Genomic DNA, 17779 nt, shown 5'->3' with positions numbered 1-17779 from the left:
ATACAATATATGCATAAAAAGAAGGTAAGTGTTCATTCAATCGTTGAAAGGATTCTTGCCTTCTTTTTTCTGCATTTACAATACTGAAGACGTGTTTTAAAGAGACTTACTGTTGTACAAAAAAAATACAGAAATAAATAAAAATTCAGTTGACTTAATATTTATGCAGACGTATACTGTTTTTAACTTATTTTAGAGGTGAGTGCATTGAAAGTAGGAATTGTTGGAGCAACAGGTTATGGTGGGCTAGAGCTTATTCGGTTTTTACATAATCATCCGGCTGTAGAGCAGCTCGCATTATTTACTTCTTCCGAGGAGGGAGTTCTTTTTTCTTCAAAATTTGGTCATCTTATGACGATTGTTGATAGGCCTTTACAAAAAATAGAGGAAGATACTTTAGCGGAATTTGATGTAGTTTTTACAAGTACACCATCTGGCGTAACAAGTGAATTATTACCATCATTGGTGAACACGGGTCCGAAATTAATAGATTTATCTGGTGATTTCCGATTGAAAAATCTGGCAAGCTATGAAGCATGGTATGGCAAAAAAGCAGCGCCATTTAATACGGTGCAGCAAAGTGTTTATGGTTTAACGGAATGGAATTCAGAGCATATACGGCAAGCTACTCTTGTTGCTAACCCTGGTTGTTACCCAACAGCGGTGTTGTTATCATTACTACCACTAGTGAAAGAACACTTAATCGATCCGAGCTTTTTAGTGATTGATGCGAAAAGTGGCATCTCAGGAGCTGGCAATAAGCCGTCACAAACAACTCATTTTAGCGAGACGAATGAGAGCTTCTCTATCTATAAAGTAAATACACATCAACATATACCAGAAATAGAACAAGCTTTATCTATGTTTGCTCATGTAGAAACAAATATTACTTTCAATACTCACTTAGTACCTATGACACGAGGGATTTTAGCAACATCCTATGCGCCTGTAACGGCAGGCGTTACAGAGGCTCAGTTGGTTGCTTGCCTGCAGGAGACTTATGATAAGCATCCCTTTGTTCGAATTGTTACAGATGCTACTAGCTTAGGGACTAATCGTGTTAAGGGATCCAATTATTGCGATATTTTGGTGAAAGTAGATGCTCGTACAAATCGTGCCACGATTGTTAGTGTGATTGACAATCTAGTCAAAGGGGCTGCTGGCCAAGCTATTCAAAATATGAATGTACAATTTGACTTACCGCAAACGACAGGTCTGGATGTCGTACCGTTCTTTATTTAACACTTCCCATGTTTAGTTTGATGAAAAAAAGGAGGAATTATGGATGACAGTTACTACTTCAAAAAATGTAATGAAAAAGTTATCAAGTAAAAATATCGTTTCACCAAAAGGGTTTAAGGCAGCTGGGTTACATTGTGGTTTAAAACATAAGAAGAAAGATTTAGCGATTTTAGTAAGCGAGGTACCAGCTAGTGTTGCTGGTGTTTTTACAACAAATGCTGTGCAGGCAGCCCCGTTAAAAGTAACAAAGGAAGTTGTTTACACAACAAAAAAAATGCAGGCGATAATCGTGAATTCGGGTAATGCGAATGCTTGTACAGGGAAGCAGGGCGTGAAGGATGCCCAAACCATGCAGGCGCAAGCGGCTGAAAAACTAGGAATTGCTCCTGAATTGGTGGGAGTTTGTTCAACGGGTGTCATTGGCGAAATGATGAAGTTGGAGCCAGTAATAAACGGTCTTCAACAGCTAGAACCGAAGGACAATTTAGAAAGTGCCATTGACTTTGCACAGGCGATTTTAACGACTGATACGGTTATGAAAAACACAAGCTATAGTACAACGGTAGATGGAAAGGAAGTCATTATCGCTGGTGTTGCGAAGGGTTCAGGCATGATTGAACCAAATATGGCAACAATGTTGGGCTTTATAACGACGGATGCCCAAATAGAATCTGATGTATTACAAAGTGCATTATCCGATATTACCAACCTCACGTTTAATGCCATTACAGTAGATGGGGATACATCTACAAACGACACTGTTGTTGTATTGGCGAACGGTTTCGCCGGAAATCAGACGTTAACACCTGAGCATCCAGATTGGTTAAATTTCTATTACACATTGAAAACAGTAGCAGAAGATTTAGCAAAAATGATTGCTAAGGATGGGGAAGGGGCAACCAAGCTTATTGAAGTAGAGGTTGTTGGCGCAATTTCAGATGAAGAGGCACGAAAGATTGCCAAGACCGTCGTAGGTTCACCACTTGTAAAGACTGCTGTTTTTGGCTGTGATGCGAACTGGGGACGAATTATTGCAGCGGTAGGGTATAGTGGTGCCACAGTAAATCCAGACAAAATTACGATTCAAATTGGTGGCGCTACAATGGTAGAAAACGGCGAACCAATCCCTTTCTCGGAGGATGAGTTAATACAAATTTTAAAAATGCATGAAGTGAAAATATATGTGTCCCTTGGTATGGGTGAAGGTAAGGGGCATGCATGGGGATGTGACTTAACCTATGACTACGTCCAAATCAACGCATCATACCGCTCGTAAACGAATGGTAATCAAGCTCGGAGGTAGTACACTAGAGGGCTTAAAAAAAGACTTTTTTATAAACTTTAAAAAGCTTCAAGATAGCGGTGTGGAGCTTATTATTACTCATGGCGGGGGCCCAGCTATTAATCGTGAATTAGCTGCTCGAGGCATAGAATCGCATACATTAAATGGTATACGTGTGACAAATGAGGCAGCTATGAATGTGGTCCAATCAACTTTGATTGGGCAGGTTAACCCTGCTTTAGTTCATGAATTAACAAGTGCTGGCATTGAGGCAATTGGGTTAAACGGATTTGATGGTCAATTAATGGTGGCGGATTATTTGGATAAAGACGTGTATGGTTTTGTTGGAGCAGTAAAAGCCATTAATTCAGCCTTACTTGAAACTTTATTGACAGTGGGAATTATACCCGTTATTGCTTGTGTTGGAGCAAGTGAAGCAGGTCTGGCTTTAAACATTAATGGTGATACAGTCGCAAGTGAAATAGCATTAGCCTTAGGGGCAGATAGCTTATTACTTGTAACAGATGTAAGCGGTATTCGAGTTCATGATGAATATCAAACAATGGCAACCCCCTCTCTCATTCATCAATGGATAGAACAAGGGCATCTTTATGGGGGAATGATTCCGAAAGTACAAGGAGCTATCGATTGTTTACGTGCAGGTATCCCTTCCGTGCAAATTGTGGGAGAGACATTGATTGGCACTACAATTGTCACTTCCGACAAACTTCATGCTACCTAGTGTTCTAATAAGATCGTATTAAAAGTATAGATGTTGAAAGAAGACCATTTCAAATAATAGCGGAGATGATAATATGAGTGCTTTATTCGGGAACTACGGTAAACGTCGTGCACAAATTGTCAAAGGGCAGGGCACCGTTGTAGAGGATTCTACAGGAAAACAATATTTAGATTTTACTAGTGGTATTGCAGTAGCAAGTCTGGGGCATGCCCATCCTGCCATTGTGCAGGCACTGCAAGAGCAAAGTGAAAAGCTGTGGCATATATCAAATCTTTTTGATATCCCTGGTCAGGAAACTGTGGCTCAAAAATTAATTGCTCATACACATTTTGCACATGCTTTTTTCTGTAATAGTGGAGCGGAGGCAAATGAAGCGGCCATTAAATTAGCGCGTAAGCATACAGGGAAAAATCACATTATTACTTTCGAAAAATCATTCCATGGTCGCACATTTGGAGCAATGTCTGCAACAGGTCAAGGCAAAATACATAACGGCTTTGGACCACTCGTTGAAAAATTTACGATATTGCCATTCAATGCTGCTGCCGCACTAGAAGCTACTATTGATGACTCTGTAGCAGCCATTATGCTGGAGATGATTCAGGGAGAAGGTGGCGTTAACTGTGTATCGTTAGAATTCGCTACCGCGATTGCGAAAATATGCGATGACAAGGGGATATTACTTATTATTGATGAAGTACAGACAGGAATAGGAAGAACAGGAACACGCTATGCCTTTGAGCAAACTGTGTTAAAGCCCCATATTGTGACATTAGCGAAAGGCTTAGGTGGTGGCTTCCCAGTAGGGGCAATGCTAGGAACTGCTGAGCTTTATGCAACCTTTAGTCCAGGTGCACATGGCACTACATTTGGTGGCAACCCTCTTGCTATGAATGTAGCTCAAGCTGTTTTAAGCCATGTTTTTGAGCCGGCATTTTTACAGCAAGTACAAGATCAATCAGCGTATTTTGTCGCACAATTAAAAGCGCATTTACCTTCTAACTATACCATTCAGGGTCAGGGTTTAATGCTTGGAATTGGCTGTGGTGAAACAGAAGTAGCGGCTTATATCGCAGCGGCAGAGGAGAAGGGTCTCTTGTTAGTGGGAGCAGGTCCAAATGTTATTCGTTTATTGCCACCATTAACGGTAACGAAGGAAGAGATTGATGAAGCCGTAGCTATATTAAAGACTATATTATATTAATATACAGACAAAGAATCTGCTGCGTATTGAGCAGACTCTTTGTCTTTCTTATTTATTGAAGTTGTTTCACTAAAGTTTTAACTAAATTTGGCAACCAATCATGAAGCTGACTAAATGTAAATCCTGCTTTCTCTGCTTTCGCATTCGTCATATACCAATCATCTGGTACACCATATGGTGATTGTGATTCTTCATCTCCACCAACAAGCGAAATTTTTGCGCGCTTTCCACTCTCTTCTTCAATCAATGCAAGAAGTTCTTTCAATGAAATGGCACCAGAAGCCGTAGCATTGTATGGTCCTTCTATAGGAGTAACGCCTACAAAATATAAAAATTCAGCAGCTTCCTCATCTGTAATATAGCTCATCTGTGCATCGATATTTGGTAATGAGATTGGCTGATCGTGTAAAATACGTTCAACATGAAAATGCAAGCGACGTGTGTAATCATGTTCGCCCATAACAATAGGGAAACGTACGACAACAACTGGGAATGAAGCTTTTTTAAACAACACAGCCTCAGCCTGTCGCTTTCCTTCGCCATAGGAAAATTCATCTCGATTCCCCATAAGAATTTGATAATGGTAAGGATCGAAATCTTCTTCCTTTTTCACCTTGCCATCTACTTCATAGGTTGAAAGAGTAGACGTAAAGACAAGTTTTTTCGTTTTCCCTTTTAAAAGCTCACAAATGGTATGTGCCTCGTTAGGAGAGTAGCAAATATTATCATAAACTATATCCCACGTTGTATCGGCGAGAGCATTTTCTAATGCGTCATGGTCATCCCGATCAACTATTAATTGTTTGACAGCTGTCCCAAAAGGATTGCCGCTTTGACCGCGTGTTAAAATCGTTACATCATGTCCATTCTCAATGCAAAGTTCCACTAATTTTTTTCCAAAAAAACGTGTGCCACCTAAAACTAATATGTTCATATTTTCCCTCTCCTTCAAAATAGTAGTCTTCTTAATAATGACAAAAAAACAGACTTACTACAAATCAAAAGTGAATTGTAGTAAGTCTGTTTGATACTGAAACGAAATGGATTATCGGCTTGATGTTTCTGGGGGAGTTGTATTGCCTTTGTCTCCGCCGTTTGAGCCATCTTCCGGTTGGCCTGAACCGTTACCATTGCCTCCAGAGCCATTGCCATTGTTGGAGCCGTTGCCGTTACCACCGGAACCATTGCCGTTGTTCGAGCCGTTACCGTTGCCTCCAGAGCCATTGTTGGAGCCGTTGCCATTGCCGCCAGAACCATTGCCATTTCCTGATCCATTTCCATTGTTTGAACCGTTCCCATTATTACCAGACCCATTGCCATTTGTAGGCGGTGTTGTCGGTGGGATTGTCTCTTGACCATTATCCTCTTCTGGGTCAGGTTCATCATCACTACCACCAGTAGAGGCTACATTAGAATGTGGTGATGCTAAGCCTGTAATATCTACAGCCACTACAACATAGGCTTGTCCACTAGCAACCGTAACACTTTGTGTAGATTCAAGAACGGACGTTACTAATGTGTTGCCACCATTTGTAACATTATAAATTCGATAACCAACTACATCGTTTGATGACTCCGTCCAAGATAAAGTTGAGCCATTTACGGATGCCGTTACCGCTGCAGGTGCACTGCCATCTGCAGGGAAATCAACTGCTGAAACAGATGAATTTGATAAAGTTGAATTCTTTGGTAGTAAACTTGCTGGATTACCGCCAAGACGGCCTAACATGCGTTTAATGAACGCTTGATTAATACCTGCGCCACCTGATTTAACAAATTCAGCTGGTGTACTTGGTAATGCGTTATAAGTTTTTCCTTTAATCGTTACAACACTTGAAGCAGCTAAACTATCATCTGGTTGTGTAGGTAAAAATACTTTCGCATTAAATAAGTCTGAACGGACTAAACCTGCGTCTGCACAGGCTGCTGAAGGAGCCATCCCAGAAATACCACAGAACGAAGCAGTCACCACATTTTTAGGTGCCTTAAAGCTTGTTGGCGGATCAATAAACTCAGGAGCCACATCGTAAACGGAATTCATTAAAGTACCCCATAGTTTATTGACACGAACGCTTGGCTGTTGGTACGTATTATTAAATGCATACAATGTACGAGGCTGGTCGTAACCCATCCAAACACCTAGAGATACATTTGGGTTATAACCAACTAACCAAACATCTTTATACTCTTGAGAAGTCCCTGTTTTTGCAGCAAAATCGGAAGAGAATTTTAATGTATTACGTGCAAGAGTTCCTGTTCCTTTTGTTAATACGTCACGTAGCATATCCGTCACAATATAGGACGTTTCTGGACTGAAAACTTGAACGGGTTCTACTTCGTGTTTGTAAATAATATTTCCTTCTTGATCTTCAATTCGATCAATCATATAAGCATCAACGAATTGACCACCATTTGCAAAAGTAGCAAAGGCATTCGTATTCTCTTCTACTGTAGTCCCCTCACTTAAAGCACCGATACCAGTTGCTAGGTTAGTGAAATCATCGGGGTGTAATTTTGTGAATCCCATTTTTACTAATAGATCAGCAGGACGTTTGTTAATAATATCATTGTATAAACGTAACGCTGATATGTTTTGAGAATCTGCTAAAGCCTCACGTGCGGGAATAAGTCCTCGTTCATCACTAGTAATATAGTTACTTGGGCTCCATTTACCGATTGAGAATTTTACGTCAACGAGTGGGCTACCTGCACCAATTACGCCGTACTCAATAGCAGGGGCGTAAACCAGTAAGGGTTTCATCGTAGAACCATTTGAACGATAAGCCTGTGTTGCGTGGTTAACTTGAGTCGTATTAAAGTCTCGACCACCTACAAAACTTAAAATTCGACCTGTCGTATTTTCCATTAAAATACTACCCACTTGTACGGGCATTTCGACATCAACTTCCTCACCAGTTACAGGGTCCTTCCCTTTACCAGTATACGTATGGCCATAATATTGGAAGTCCTTAGCAGCTTTTTGCATGGCATCATACATATCTTTGTTAATGGTTGAATAAATACGATAACCTTTTGAGCGAACATCACGATCTGCTAAGATTTTATATTTATCTTTTAATTTCTTTTCTGTTTTTAATCGCTCTGGGTCAATACCGTCATCTTCTGCGAGTTTTTCTGCAATAATATCTTTTGCGCGACTCTCAAGCTCATATGTAAGCCATGGATAACGATCCTCCGCTCGCATTTCTGGACCACGGAAGTCAGCAGCAATATCATAATTAAGTGTTTCTTTATATTGTGCATCGTCAATATAACCAGCTTCTTTCATACGATAAAGAACTGTTTTCATACGATCAATACCTGGTTTTAAAGCTTCCTCACTTTTCAGTTCACCCGTATTTGTAAACGGTGTGTAAGCAAATGGCGCCTGAGGAATACCAGCTATATAAGCTGCTTGCGCTAGTGATAAATCTTTAGCTTTCACACCAAAGATCCCTTCCGCGGCTGTTTCTACACCTGCAATATTGCGCCCTGAAGAGTTACGACCGTATGGAATAATATTTAAATAAGCCTCTAATATTTCTTCCTTTGTCATAAAATGCTCTAAACGCATAGCAAGTAAAATTTCTTTTGCTTTACGTTCGTAGGAAACTTCATTGGTTAATACTTGGTTTTTTATAAGTTGTTGCGTAAGGGTAGAGCCACCTGTTTGTGTAGCAGAATTCGTAACATCTTGTAATAAGCCTCGTATAACCGCTTTTGGTACAATTCCGTTATGTTCACGGAAATATTCATCTTCTGTTGCTAGTACAGCATTAAGAACATCTGGTGCAACATTTTTAAGTGAAGTTTCACGGCGATCTAAATCTGTCCGTAATTTTCCGATATAAATATCGTTGGCAAAATAAATCTCACTTGTTTCTTCATAGCTAAAAATTTGATCTCGTAATTCTTCCTTTGAGCGTAAGGGCTCTTCTTTTACAAGAGAAGCGAAATAACCAGCTCCTACTGAACCGACAAATACAGTGCCAACCAATGCAAAGACTAAAAATAGTAAAAATAAGTTCCAGGTAACGCTACCTGAAATACGTAATTTCTTCATCCATTTTTGTTCAATTAATGTATCGATCTTTGCATTGATTTTTTCAATCCAATCTTTCAATGTATCGACCTCCTAAAATCTTGTTTATTATAGCACATATTGTTTTAGCTCGAACATAGTTATTGACATTGAAATAGATTCGTATAGAATAATGGTTATAGTTTTCTAGTGATGAAGAGTTTGGAGTAGTTTCTATATTCCCTGTTTAGAGAGCCAGTGGTTGGTGAAAACTGGTCATAATGTAGAGATGAATTACGTGCTTGGAGCTTAGACGTGCGCGCCTGCGATAAAGGCGGTTGAATGAAGTGGAAGGTGGATGACATCTTCAAGCCGGGTGGTACCGCGTTAATTTACAATTTAACGTCCCTGCATGCAATTATTTGCGTGTAGGGATTTTTTTTATCTCATGAATTTGTCCATGCACGTAGCGAATTTCAATCAATTAGGAGGAATCATCATGACAAACGAATTATTACAAGATTTAGAATGGCGTGGACTGCTATATCAACAAACAGATGCTGATGGTATGGCAAAATTATTAGAAGAACAATCTGTCTCTTTATACTGTGGTGTTGATCCAACGGCAGATTCTATGCATATTGGACATATTGTTCCACTTTTAACTTTACGTCGCTTCCAAAAAGCTGGTCACCGTCCGATTTTACTTGTGGGTGGGGCAACAGGCATGATAGGAGATCCTTCAGGTCGTTCAGAAGAGCGTCAATTACAAACGGTGGAGCAAATCGATAAAAATGTTCAAGGTATCCGCGGTCAACTAGAACGTATTTTTGATTTTGCTGAAGATGGTAATGGCGCTCAGCTTGTGAACAATCGTGACTGGATCGGCAATATAAATACGATTGAATTTTTACGTGATTATGGGAAATTAATTAATGTTAACTACATGTTGGCAAAAGATACAATTGCTTCTCGACTTGATACGGGGATATCTTTCACAGAGTTTGCTTATACATTAATTCAAGGGATTGATTACAATCATTTATACAACCACTACAATTGTCGTATTCAAGTAGGCGGTTCTGACCAATGGGGTAATATTACAACAGGTTTAGAGGTTATTCGTAAAACTCATGAAGAAGAAACTAAAGCCTTTGGGATTACGATTCCATTAGTAACGAAAGCTGATGGCACAAAATTTGGTAAAACAGCTGGTGGTGCTGTTTGGTTAGATGGGAAGAAAACATCTCCATATGAGTTCTACCAATTCTGGATCAATGCTGCGGATGCAGATGTAATCAAATACTTGAAAATATTCACATTCCTTACTCGTGAAGAGATTGAAGCATTAGCTGTTTCTGTAGAGGAAGAGCCACATTTACGTAAGGCCCAAAAAGCACTTGCTGAGGAAATGACACGATTAATTCATGGTCAAGAGGCACTAGAGCAAGCTATCCGTATTACAGCAGCCTTATTTTCAGGCGATTTAAAAGCACTTTCTGCTGAAGAAATGAAGGATGCCTTTAAAGATGTTCCTTCTATTGAAATGGCTAAAGAAGATAAAAATATTGTAGACCTTCTAGTTGGAGCTGGCATCTCATCATCGAAACGTCAGGCGCGTGAGGACGTTTCAAATGGTGCAATTAGTGTCAATGGAGAAAAAGTGACGGATTTAGAATATGTCTTTGATGCAAAGGATCGTCTAGAGGATGCATTTAGCATTGTTCGTCGCGGTAAGAAAAAATATCATATGGTGAAGTTTGTGTAATTGGTATGATTGAAAACAGCATCCCCTGACCAAAAAAGGGGATGTTGTTTTTTTATGATAAAAAACTTGGCAATTTTATATGTTCATATTGTTGAGGGTGCAATATTTTAGCTAGCTTTATAGCCCCTTCAATAAGGCGGGGAGAAGGGCGACAATAAAGCCATTCCTCCATCACATGGAGCTGTTCCATTTTCACGGCATGTAGCTCACTAGCGTGGGGGCGCTTTAATAAGTTGGCTGGCTGTATACGCTCAAAAGCTACGCCTACCCAAGCCATCATGATGTAGTCAGGCTTTCGTTTAACAACATCTGTCCAATCTGTTTGAACACTGGCTAGTTCGACATCCTGAAATAAATTGACTCCACCTGCAATAGCACTAATTTCTGTTAGCCAATTTATTTTTCCTGGTGTAAAAATAGGGTTCGGCCACCATTCCCAATAAAGGGTGGGTTTCTTCATGAGGGAGCTTGCAACTGTACGCATTTTGTCAATCGATTGCAAATATTCGTCCGCAATTATTTTAGCACGTTCTTCTACATGACAAGCTCTCCCGAGTAAAAGGAGATCTTGAGCAATTTCCTCTAACGAGTTAGCATTAAAAACAAGATGTGGAATATTTCTTCTTTGCAATTCCTCGATGTTTTTCTCCATTCCAGGCACACTTAATGAAGCAAGAACAAGATCAGGCTGTAATTCCTCTAAATCGTTCATATTAATAGATAAATCTGGGCCGAGCTGTGGCAAATCTTTAACGCTGGATGGCCAATCGGAGAAATCATCTACTCCAACAAGCTGGTCTGTCAGTCCTAAATAGGCTACAAGCTCCGTATTGCTAGGGCATATCGAGATTAAACGCATATTGTTATCTCCTATTCTTTTTTAAGAAAAGTATAGCGAGAGTTTGCATTCTAAACAATGTATGTCCGTTCTTTTTATCTTAGTGCATAGGAAAAAGGTGGAGAAAATGCTTTGTTTATCTCCACCTTTTGTTTTTAAATTTAATTATGAAAGAGCAACAGCTTCAAGCGATGCCTCTTTTTTCACGATGGGGCCCATTGCATTTGTAATGATTTGTTTAATATCCTCTAGTGTTGCCTTACGAGGATTTGTCTCAGCACATACATCCAGCATCGCATTTTTTGCTAAAATTTCAATATCCTCATCTTTTGCACCTAGTTCGCGGAAGCCACTAGGAATATTCAAATCTTTTGATAGCTTCTCAATGGCTGAAATAGCTTTTTCAGCAGCATCTCGTTTACTTAATCCTTCCACATTTTCACCTAATAATTCAGCAATGCGAGCAAAGCGCTCCGTACGTGCTGTTACGTTGTAGCGGCAAACATGTGGCAATAATATCGCATTACATACGCCATGAGGTAGGTTATAGTAGCCACCTAACTGATGAGCAATTGCATGGACATAGCCAAGTGAAGCATTATTAAAGGCCATACCTGCTAAAAATTGTGCATATACCATTTGTTCACGTGCTTCTAAATCAGCTCCATTTGCATAGGCACGTGGTAGGAATTCGGGAACTAGTTGAAGTACCTTCTCAGCACAAGCATCCGTAATTGGTGTAGCATTTGTCGAAACAAATGATTCAATAGCATGTGTCAATGCATCTACACCTGTAGCTGCTGTTAGAGCAGGAGGTAAACCAATCATCAGTTCTGGATCGTTAATCGAAACTAACGGAGTCACATGTTTGTCAACAATGGCCATTTTCACTTTACGTGCTGTGTCTGTAATAATAGTGAAACGAGTCATTTCACTAGCAGTACCAGCCGTTGTGTTAATAGCAATTAATGGCACAAGTGGATTTTGTGATTTATCCACGCCTTCATAATCGTGAATGCGTCCACCATTCGAAGCAATAAGTCCGATACCTTTTGCTGCATCATGAGCGCTCCCTCCACCAAGAGAAACGATTGAATCACAGCCTTCAGCATGGTAAGCTGCAATGCCATCTTCAATATTTTGATCTGTTGGATTTGGTTCTGCTTTAGGGAAAATTGCTACATCAATTCCAGCAGCTGTAATGATGTTTGCAATTTGTTCAGAGAGACCTAATTTGTGTAAGCCCTCATCTGTTACGATTAATGTCTTTTTCACTTCTAAATCATTTAAGTGTTTACCAACTTCTTGAATTGCTCCAGGTCCAAATAAGTTTGTTTTCGGCATAACAAATTGCTTTAGAACGTCTGACATACTTCCAACCCCTTTTTAAAAATTATTATTGCTTGAATGATGGTGAACCACCTTTCGGAATTCATCGTATTCTATTTTTTGTTAAAGTTCAACTCGTATTTTTATTAAAATTGTTCTTTTTATCCTTGTTATTATTTTACAAAAAAGTTAGCTTGTTAAAAGGTTCTTTACAAATAAGAATTGTATAAGAGTATTGATTATAATATGGTTTAGAAAATGTTTTACTATAAAAGTAAAATATATTTTTGGGGAAAAGGTTCTATTTGTAGTGGTCTAGGAATAGTAAATAACTGATATTTTGTTTTTAATATTAAGGTAGTGGATATGTGATTTTGAAACTATGTAATTACTATTTTAAAGTACATAAAATTGTCACAAAATGAGAAGGGATAATGATTGTTGAGTGGTATTGTGTTTGCGCTAAAAAAGGAGTAGCTTTTAATTTGATGAAGTTTGTGGAAATAAAAGTGCTTGCCTTCAACCAAATTTATAGTTAGAATAGTTGATAGTTAGATAATCTAATTAAAAGGTGATTCAATGACAAAACTTAAGAACACGTACATGAATGAAGATGATTTACCAGCCTTAGGGATAGAGCCGTATGTGGAACTGATTCAGATGTCTTCATCAACTGAAACCAATCCTGAAGATGCAAAATTGGGTTTAATGTTGTTATGGTTAAGCGATTATGTTTTAGATGTAACAGACAATGAGTTAGCTCCTTTTGGTATTACAGAAAGTAAATTGGACTTATTGCTATTACTGACATTACATGGGGAAAGACGTGCGACTCCGTCTGCTTTAGCCAAACGACTGGGAATTACGAGAGCATCTGCAACGTCAATGCTCGATTGGTTAGAAAAAAGAAATCTTGTTGTACGAAATCATAGTAAGGAAGATCGGAGGAAGATCTATGTAAGTTTAACGGAGGAAGGTCGTACTTTTATAGCTGAAGTTTTACCGACATACTGGTCGTCATGTGCTTCTAATTTAATCGATTTGGAGCCTGATGAACGAAAAGTATTTGAGAAGCTAGTGAGTAAATTATTAACATCTATACAAAGAAAACTAAATGTGGAGCGTTAAACTGTAGCTATGTTGGTACAGTTTAATTTTTAATCATTTAATTAGATTGTCTAACTATAAGTTAATCAAACTAAAAAGGGTGATTTATTGAATGAATATTGTAATTTCGGGTAATCGAGAAAATTATGCTTTAATGACAACTATTTTATCTTGGACAGGTATGGTAGTGATGTCGAGTCTCTATTTAACAATACCTCTGATTAGTTTATTCAGTGATTACTTTAATATTTCATTGGCTCAAGCAGGCTTTACATCAAGTGTTTTTTCACTTGGATTTGCACTAGGTTGTTTTTTCTATGGTGCGATATCAGAGAAATATGGTCGAAAAAATGTCATTGTATTTGGGCTTTTTTCACTAAGCATGATCACGTTACTTCTAGGGTTAGTTAATGATTTTTCTGTTATTCTTTTATTGAGAGGATTACAAGGGCTTGCGGCAGCAACATTTTCACCAGTAGCACTTGCTTATACTCTTGAGATTTTTCCCAATGATCGGAAAGTTGGGGCCATTGGTTTTATCAGTACGGGATTTCTTGTTGCGGGTATAGTTGGGCAGGTGTTTAGTGGATATGTAAGTGAACATAGTCATTGGCACGTCATTTTTTATGTGCTTGCTGCAGTGTATGTTATAACTGCTTTGTTAGTCGTGTGGATCTTACCGAAGGGAGTACTTCAGAACGAATCTAAAAATATATGGGCTCCTCTGAAGAGAATCGGTATTATTTTTACCAATAGAAATTTGATATTTAGTTATATCATTGCGTTTGTATTATTAATGTCATTTGTCAGTATGTACATTATTTTAGGTGCATATTTAACGAGTGATTCCTTCGGTATGAATAGTCAAAACCTCATTTACATTCGTGCCTTTGGGATAGTAGGAATGGTGATGTCACCATTTGCAGGTAAATTAGCGAAGCGGTTTAATGTACTATGTGTATTAAAAATGGCCTTATGTCTTTCGATTATTTCGCTAACAGTGATGAGCTTTATTTCAACTATCGCTGGTTTAACGATCATTAGTATTTTATTTGTCGGTGGGATTGCACTGGCTGTTCCTTCATTAGTAACACTTGTTAGTCAGTTAGGGTGGAATATGGGAGGGATTGCGGTCTCTATGTATACTGTCATTTTATTTGCTGGAACAAGTGTTGCACCATTCATATCTGTTTATTTAATCCAAACGGGTAGCTTTACTGTAGCCTTCCTTCTACTCGCTACTACACTTAGTATTGGATTAGTTTCTGCGCTAATGATTAAAAGTGGAAAAAGCGTAGGTTCGAATTGATTGTTCATAGCTTACGAATAAATGATGAAAAAGCCCTGAATCTTGATAGACAAATCAGGCTAAATTTTAGTTTGGTATCTAGAGAGAGCGATAAGCTTGGTTTAAACAAATTCTGACCCTAATTTTTGCAATAATCATTTGCAAAAATGGGGTTTTTTATATGGTACATAATTGTGGAATCATTTACTTAGACTATTTGTTTTCGATTAGAGGTGCAGGACAAGGGGTTTTTATACTGGCACTTTCCAGAAGTTTCGAGACTTGTTGGAGGTCTTTATTTTAAAGAAATTCAGAGAATAAATTATAATTTTACCTTACAATAAAATATGTTGTCAACAATAAATTTGTGAAATTTTCAAAAAATGTTATAATAGTCTTATAATCATTTTTTTGAAATTGTATTTCAAAATCCGATGTCCTTTTTACAGAAGAATTTGGGTACTTTTTTAATACCTTTTTTAAGCTAAAGAAAAAAATCAGCACAGTGATGTAAGCTTTTAAACCGAGTTTTTTATTCCATAAGGAGGACTAGAATAATGAATCTAATTAATAAGAAAGTTACGCACAAGCGTTTCGGTGTAGGTAGTATCGTTAAGCATAATGATTCTAGTATTGAAATCGATTTCGCATCTGAAAATAAAAAGTTTGTTTTCCCTGATGTTTTTGGAAAACATCTACAGCTGCATGATAAAAGTGATGCTAAGTCACTCGAAGAAATTATACAAAAAAAGGAAAATGAAAGAAAAGAAGCGGAATTGAAGAAGGAAGAGGAAAAAAATCTACAACGAAAAAAACTGGCACTTCGCTTGGAACATGAAAAACTTATGAAAAACCATAAACTTCATCCTGCATCACAAATGGTTTTTTGGTGTGATACAGAGGAACAGAATACTGCTTTTTCAGAGTGGAAAGTTTTTTCAGGAGTCTTAAAAAGTGGCAATAATAAAGGAAAACCGAACAAGCCGAGCCGCTTGCACCCAAATAGCGCTGTGCTATTAACAGCAATAGATTCCACTAAGCTTGAAAAAGAAAGACGCATCTTAGGTGTCTATATGGTGAAAGAAGATTTTGTCGGTAAAATTTGTGAAAACGGATATATTCCTGCTCATTCAACATACAGAATTCAACTGACAGAACAGGAATCGGATCAGCTGCTTTTTTGGAAATATTATACAAACGAAAAATCCCCTGACAAAATGACATGGAATACAGGTAAATACCGTTATTTTGAAAATATATGGATGGCTCAAATTTTACTTGATATCATGTCGTTGAAAAGTGATCCAAATGAACGGGAGCAGGCACAACAATTTTTTCAACATTTTTGTAAAATGAATCAAATATCTGCTCAAGAATTACCAAAGCCTAATGGTGCATTAATGCGTATTTAGAAGGAAAAAATCGAATAAACAGCATTTAATTATTTTAAAGTTGTCATTAAACAAAAGGACGAATGTAATGAAATATAATAAAACAGTTATGCTAAAGCTTATCAATGAACATCGAGCGCTGCATGATGAATTAAAAAAGCTAAAATCTGAAATGGGTTTAGAGAAAAATTTTGCAGTAAAGGCCATGTATCATTCATTTGTGGCAGAGGATGGTCCTTATATGAAAGAGTACCAAGATTTAGAGCGATTATAATTAATGAATTATTTATAGGAAGCCCAAAAAGTATGACTTTAACCAGAATGGAGAAATCCATTCTGGTTTTTCTTTTATCGATAAGCGGCTAGTCTGCAACTATATATATTGAAGAAGTAAATAATTTTGTTGAAGTAAAAACGACTAGTTATAATATGAAAGGCTGTAGTACGTGAGGTTAAATATGAAGCTAATTACTCCTGTCTGCCCCCAAAAACCCCCATAAAAAATGTGAAAATCGAAAGTGAAATACAAAACAAAAACCCCGTAAACACTTGGTATACCAAGGTAACGGGGTTTAAGAATCCGAAGATTTCTATCGTTAAAAAATTAACGAGAGTAGTACTCTACGATGAATGATTCGTTGATTTCTGCTGATAACTCAGAACGCTCTGGAAGGCGAGTGAATGTACCTTCTTTTTTGTCAGCGTCAAATGTTAAGTAGTCAGGTACGAAGTTGTTTACTTCGATTGCTTCACCTACAACAGCAAGGTTTTGAGATTTTTCACGAAGAGAAATCGTTTGACCTGGTTTTACGCTGAATGATGGAATGTCAACGCGTTTGCCATCTACTAAGATGTGACCGTGGTTAACTAATTGACGAGCTCCACGACGAGTACGAGATAAACCTAAACGGTAAACTAAGTTGTCAAGGCGAGTTTCAAGAAGGATCATGAAGTTTTCACCGTGTACACCTTTCATTTTACCAGCGCGGTTAAACAATGTACGGAATTGACGTTCGTTCATGCCGTACATGTGACGAAGTTTTTGCTTCTCTTGAAGTTGTAAACCGTATTCTGATAATTTTTTACGTTGGTTTGGACCGTGTTGTCCTGGTGCGTAAGGACGTTTTTCGATTTCTTTACCTGTACCGCTTAGTGAGATACCAAGACGACGTGATAATTTCCAAGATGGACCTGTATAACGAGACATATTGTTGTCTCCTCCTTTAAATTTGGTTTTTTTGTTGTAAAACAAAAACCAGTAGTACCCATTCTTACACGCATTTTATTTTCATGTATTTTCGCCTATGCAGCCGTTAGGTTACGCAATACACCATCTATTTTTAATAGTTGACTATCTAAGTAGTTGTACAGAAGAAAATAGAGGAATAAAATACAATATAAGCTTATACCACTGCTGCGTTTATTTTACACAAACTTCATTGTAACTGCTTAGGACATGTACGTCAATTATTAGTATTTAAAATTTTGTAACAGGCGTATAGTAGAAAATTCCTCACTGTACATTCCTTATGTGTCAGAAATAGTTAAAGATACGCTGTAAAATCTA

Annotated in this window: 14 protein-coding genes and 1 other annotated feature; of the genes, 9 read left to right on the top strand and 5 right to left on the bottom strand. The window is 38.0% G+C overall.

Annotation, left to right across the window (positions count from 1 at the left end; translation table 11 throughout):
* Nucleotides 1–207: 207 nt before the first annotated feature.
* The 4 genes from argC (at nucleotide 208) to argD (ending at nucleotide 4470) form a co-directional block, all read left to right on the top strand.
* Complete coding sequence (gene argC, locus AC07YC_RS11310; protein WP_494919397.1) at nucleotides 208–1242, top strand: N-acetyl-gamma-glutamyl-phosphate reductase; 1035 nt, start codon at nucleotides 208–210, stop codon at nucleotides 1240–1242.
* A 43-nt stretch (nucleotides 1243–1285) separates the two neighbouring features.
* Complete coding sequence (argJ, locus tag AC07YC_RS11305) at nucleotides 1286–2518, top strand: bifunctional glutamate N-acetyltransferase/amino-acid acetyltransferase ArgJ (RefSeq protein ID WP_494919396.1); 1233 nt, start codon at nucleotides 1286–1288, stop codon at nucleotides 2516–2518.
* Nucleotides 2481–3266, top strand: coding sequence for an acetylglutamate kinase (gene argB, locus AC07YC_RS11300; protein ID WP_494919395.1), 786 nt, complete (start codon nucleotides 2481–2483; stop codon nucleotides 3264–3266). Before argJ ends, argB begins: the two co-directional genes overlap by 38 nt.
* Before the next feature lie 73 nt (nucleotides 3267–3339).
* Nucleotides 3340–4470 carry an acetylornithine transaminase gene (gene argD, locus AC07YC_RS11295; protein ID WP_494919394.1) on the top strand — a complete coding sequence of 377 codons (1131 nt, stop codon included), beginning with the start codon at nucleotides 3340–3342 and terminating at the stop codon, nucleotides 4468–4470.
* 52 nt (nucleotides 4471–4522) lie between these two features.
* On the opposite strand, the gene AC07YC_RS11290 is transcribed toward argD, so the two are convergent.
* Nucleotides 4523–5404 carry an NAD-dependent epimerase/dehydratase family protein gene (locus tag AC07YC_RS11290; RefSeq protein WP_494919393.1) on the bottom strand — a complete coding sequence of 294 codons (882 nt, stop codon included), beginning with the start codon at nucleotides 5402–5404 and terminating at the stop codon, nucleotides 4523–4525.
* A 111-nt stretch (nucleotides 5405–5515) separates the two neighbouring features.
* Entirely contained in the window at nucleotides 5516–8593 is a 3078-nt protein-coding gene (locus AC07YC_RS11285; protein ID WP_494919392.1) for a transglycosylase domain-containing protein, read from the bottom strand.
* A gap of 102 nt (nucleotides 8594–8695) precedes the next feature.
* Nucleotides 8696–8904: a binding site (T-box leader), on the top strand.
* 86 nt (nucleotides 8905–8990) lie between these two features.
* Between AC07YC_RS11285 and tyrS the strand changes: the two genes are divergently transcribed.
* Entirely contained in the window at nucleotides 8991–10259 is a 1269-nt protein-coding gene (tyrS, locus tag AC07YC_RS11280) for a tyrosine--tRNA ligase (protein ID WP_336635363.1), read from the top strand.
* 52 nt (nucleotides 10260–10311) lie between these two features.
* On the opposite strand, the gene AC07YC_RS11275 is transcribed toward tyrS, so the two are convergent.
* Nucleotides 10312–11118 carry a cobalamin-binding protein gene (locus AC07YC_RS11275; RefSeq protein ID WP_494919391.1) on the bottom strand — a complete coding sequence of 269 codons (807 nt, stop codon included), beginning with the start codon at nucleotides 11116–11118 and terminating at the stop codon, nucleotides 10312–10314.
* Nucleotides 11119–11262: 144 nt separating this feature from the next.
* On the bottom strand, nucleotides 11263–12468 hold the full coding sequence (locus AC07YC_RS11270) for an iron-containing alcohol dehydrogenase (RefSeq protein ID WP_008176772.1): 1206 nt from the start codon (nucleotides 12466–12468) through the stop codon (nucleotides 11263–11265).
* A 537-nt stretch (nucleotides 12469–13005) separates the two neighbouring features.
* On the opposite strand from AC07YC_RS11270, the gene AC07YC_RS11265 reads away from it, so the two are divergent.
* The 4 genes from AC07YC_RS11265 (at nucleotide 13006) to AC07YC_RS11250 (ending at nucleotide 16486) form a co-directional block, all read left to right on the top strand.
* Nucleotides 13006–13554 (top strand): MarR family winged helix-turn-helix transcriptional regulator, encoded by a 549-nt coding sequence (locus tag AC07YC_RS11265; protein ID WP_336635366.1) that lies wholly within the window; start codon nucleotides 13006–13008, stop codon nucleotides 13552–13554.
* A gap of 91 nt (nucleotides 13555–13645) precedes the next feature.
* Nucleotides 13646–14842, top strand: coding sequence for an MFS transporter (locus AC07YC_RS11260; protein ID WP_494919390.1), 1197 nt, complete (start codon nucleotides 13646–13648; stop codon nucleotides 14840–14842).
* A gap of 536 nt (nucleotides 14843–15378) precedes the next feature.
* Nucleotides 15379–16233, top strand: coding sequence for a malate synthase (locus AC07YC_RS11255; RefSeq protein WP_336635368.1), 855 nt, complete (start codon nucleotides 15379–15381; stop codon nucleotides 16231–16233).
* Between the two features lie 67 nt (nucleotides 16234–16300).
* Nucleotides 16301–16486: a hypothetical protein gene (locus AC07YC_RS11250; protein ID WP_036220879.1), complete on the top strand. Its 186-nt coding sequence runs from the start codon at nucleotides 16301–16303 to the stop codon at nucleotides 16484–16486.
* A gap of 330 nt (nucleotides 16487–16816) precedes the next feature.
* Here the strand turns inward: AC07YC_RS11250 and rpsD are convergent, their stop codons facing one another.
* The gene (gene rpsD / locus AC07YC_RS11245; RefSeq protein WP_336635388.1) at nucleotides 16817–17419 is read right to left on the bottom strand and encodes a 30S ribosomal protein S4; all 603 of its coding nucleotides are present in this window, start codon (nucleotides 17417–17419) and stop codon (nucleotides 16817–16819) included.
* Nucleotides 17420–17779: the final 360 nt, after the last annotated feature.

Source organism: Lysinibacillus sp. GW247-5R2A (assembly GCF_059424475.1).
Note: the sequence above shows the minus strand (reverse complement) of the source record. Positions and strands in the feature narration are given on the sequence as shown.

What these genes read in the sequence shown, in the direction of transcription:
- argJ (WP_494919396.1), top strand. Translation starts at nt 1,286, where the DNA reads ATGACAGTTACTACTTCAAAAAATGTAATGAAAAAGTTATCAAGTAAA.
- argB (WP_494919395.1), top strand. Translation starts at nt 2,481, where the DNA reads ATGACTACGTCCAAATCAACGCATCATACCGCTCGTAAACGAATGGTA.
- argD (WP_494919394.1), top strand. Translation starts at nt 3,340, where the DNA reads ATGAGTGCTTTATTCGGGAACTACGGTAAACGTCGTGCACAAATTGTC.
- AC07YC_RS11290 (WP_494919393.1), bottom strand. Translation starts at nt 5,404, where the DNA reads ATGAACATATTAGTTTTAGGTGGCACACGTTTTTTTGGAAAAAAATTA.
- tyrS (WP_336635363.1), top strand. Translation starts at nt 8,991, where the DNA reads ATGACAAACGAATTATTACAAGATTTAGAATGGCGTGGACTGCTATAT.
- AC07YC_RS11275 (WP_494919391.1), bottom strand. Translation starts at nt 11,118, where the DNA reads ATGCGTTTAATCTCGATATGCCCTAGCAATACGGAGCTTGTAGCCTAT.
- AC07YC_RS11270 (WP_008176772.1), bottom strand. Translation starts at nt 12,468, where the DNA reads ATGTCAGACGTTCTAAAGCAATTTGTTATGCCGAAAACAAACTTATTT.
- AC07YC_RS11265 (WP_336635366.1), top strand. Translation starts at nt 13,006, where the DNA reads ATGACAAAACTTAAGAACACGTACATGAATGAAGATGATTTACCAGCC.
- AC07YC_RS11260 (WP_494919390.1), top strand. Translation starts at nt 13,646, where the DNA reads ATGAATATTGTAATTTCGGGTAATCGAGAAAATTATGCTTTAATGACA.
- AC07YC_RS11255 (WP_336635368.1), top strand. Translation starts at nt 15,379, where the DNA reads ATGAATCTAATTAATAAGAAAGTTACGCACAAGCGTTTCGGTGTAGGT.
- AC07YC_RS11250 (WP_036220879.1), top strand. Translation starts at nt 16,301, where the DNA reads ATGAAATATAATAAAACAGTTATGCTAAAGCTTATCAATGAACATCGA.
- rpsD (WP_336635388.1), bottom strand. Translation starts at nt 17,419, where the DNA reads ATGTCTCGTTATACAGGTCCATCTTGGAAATTATCACGTCGTCTTGGT.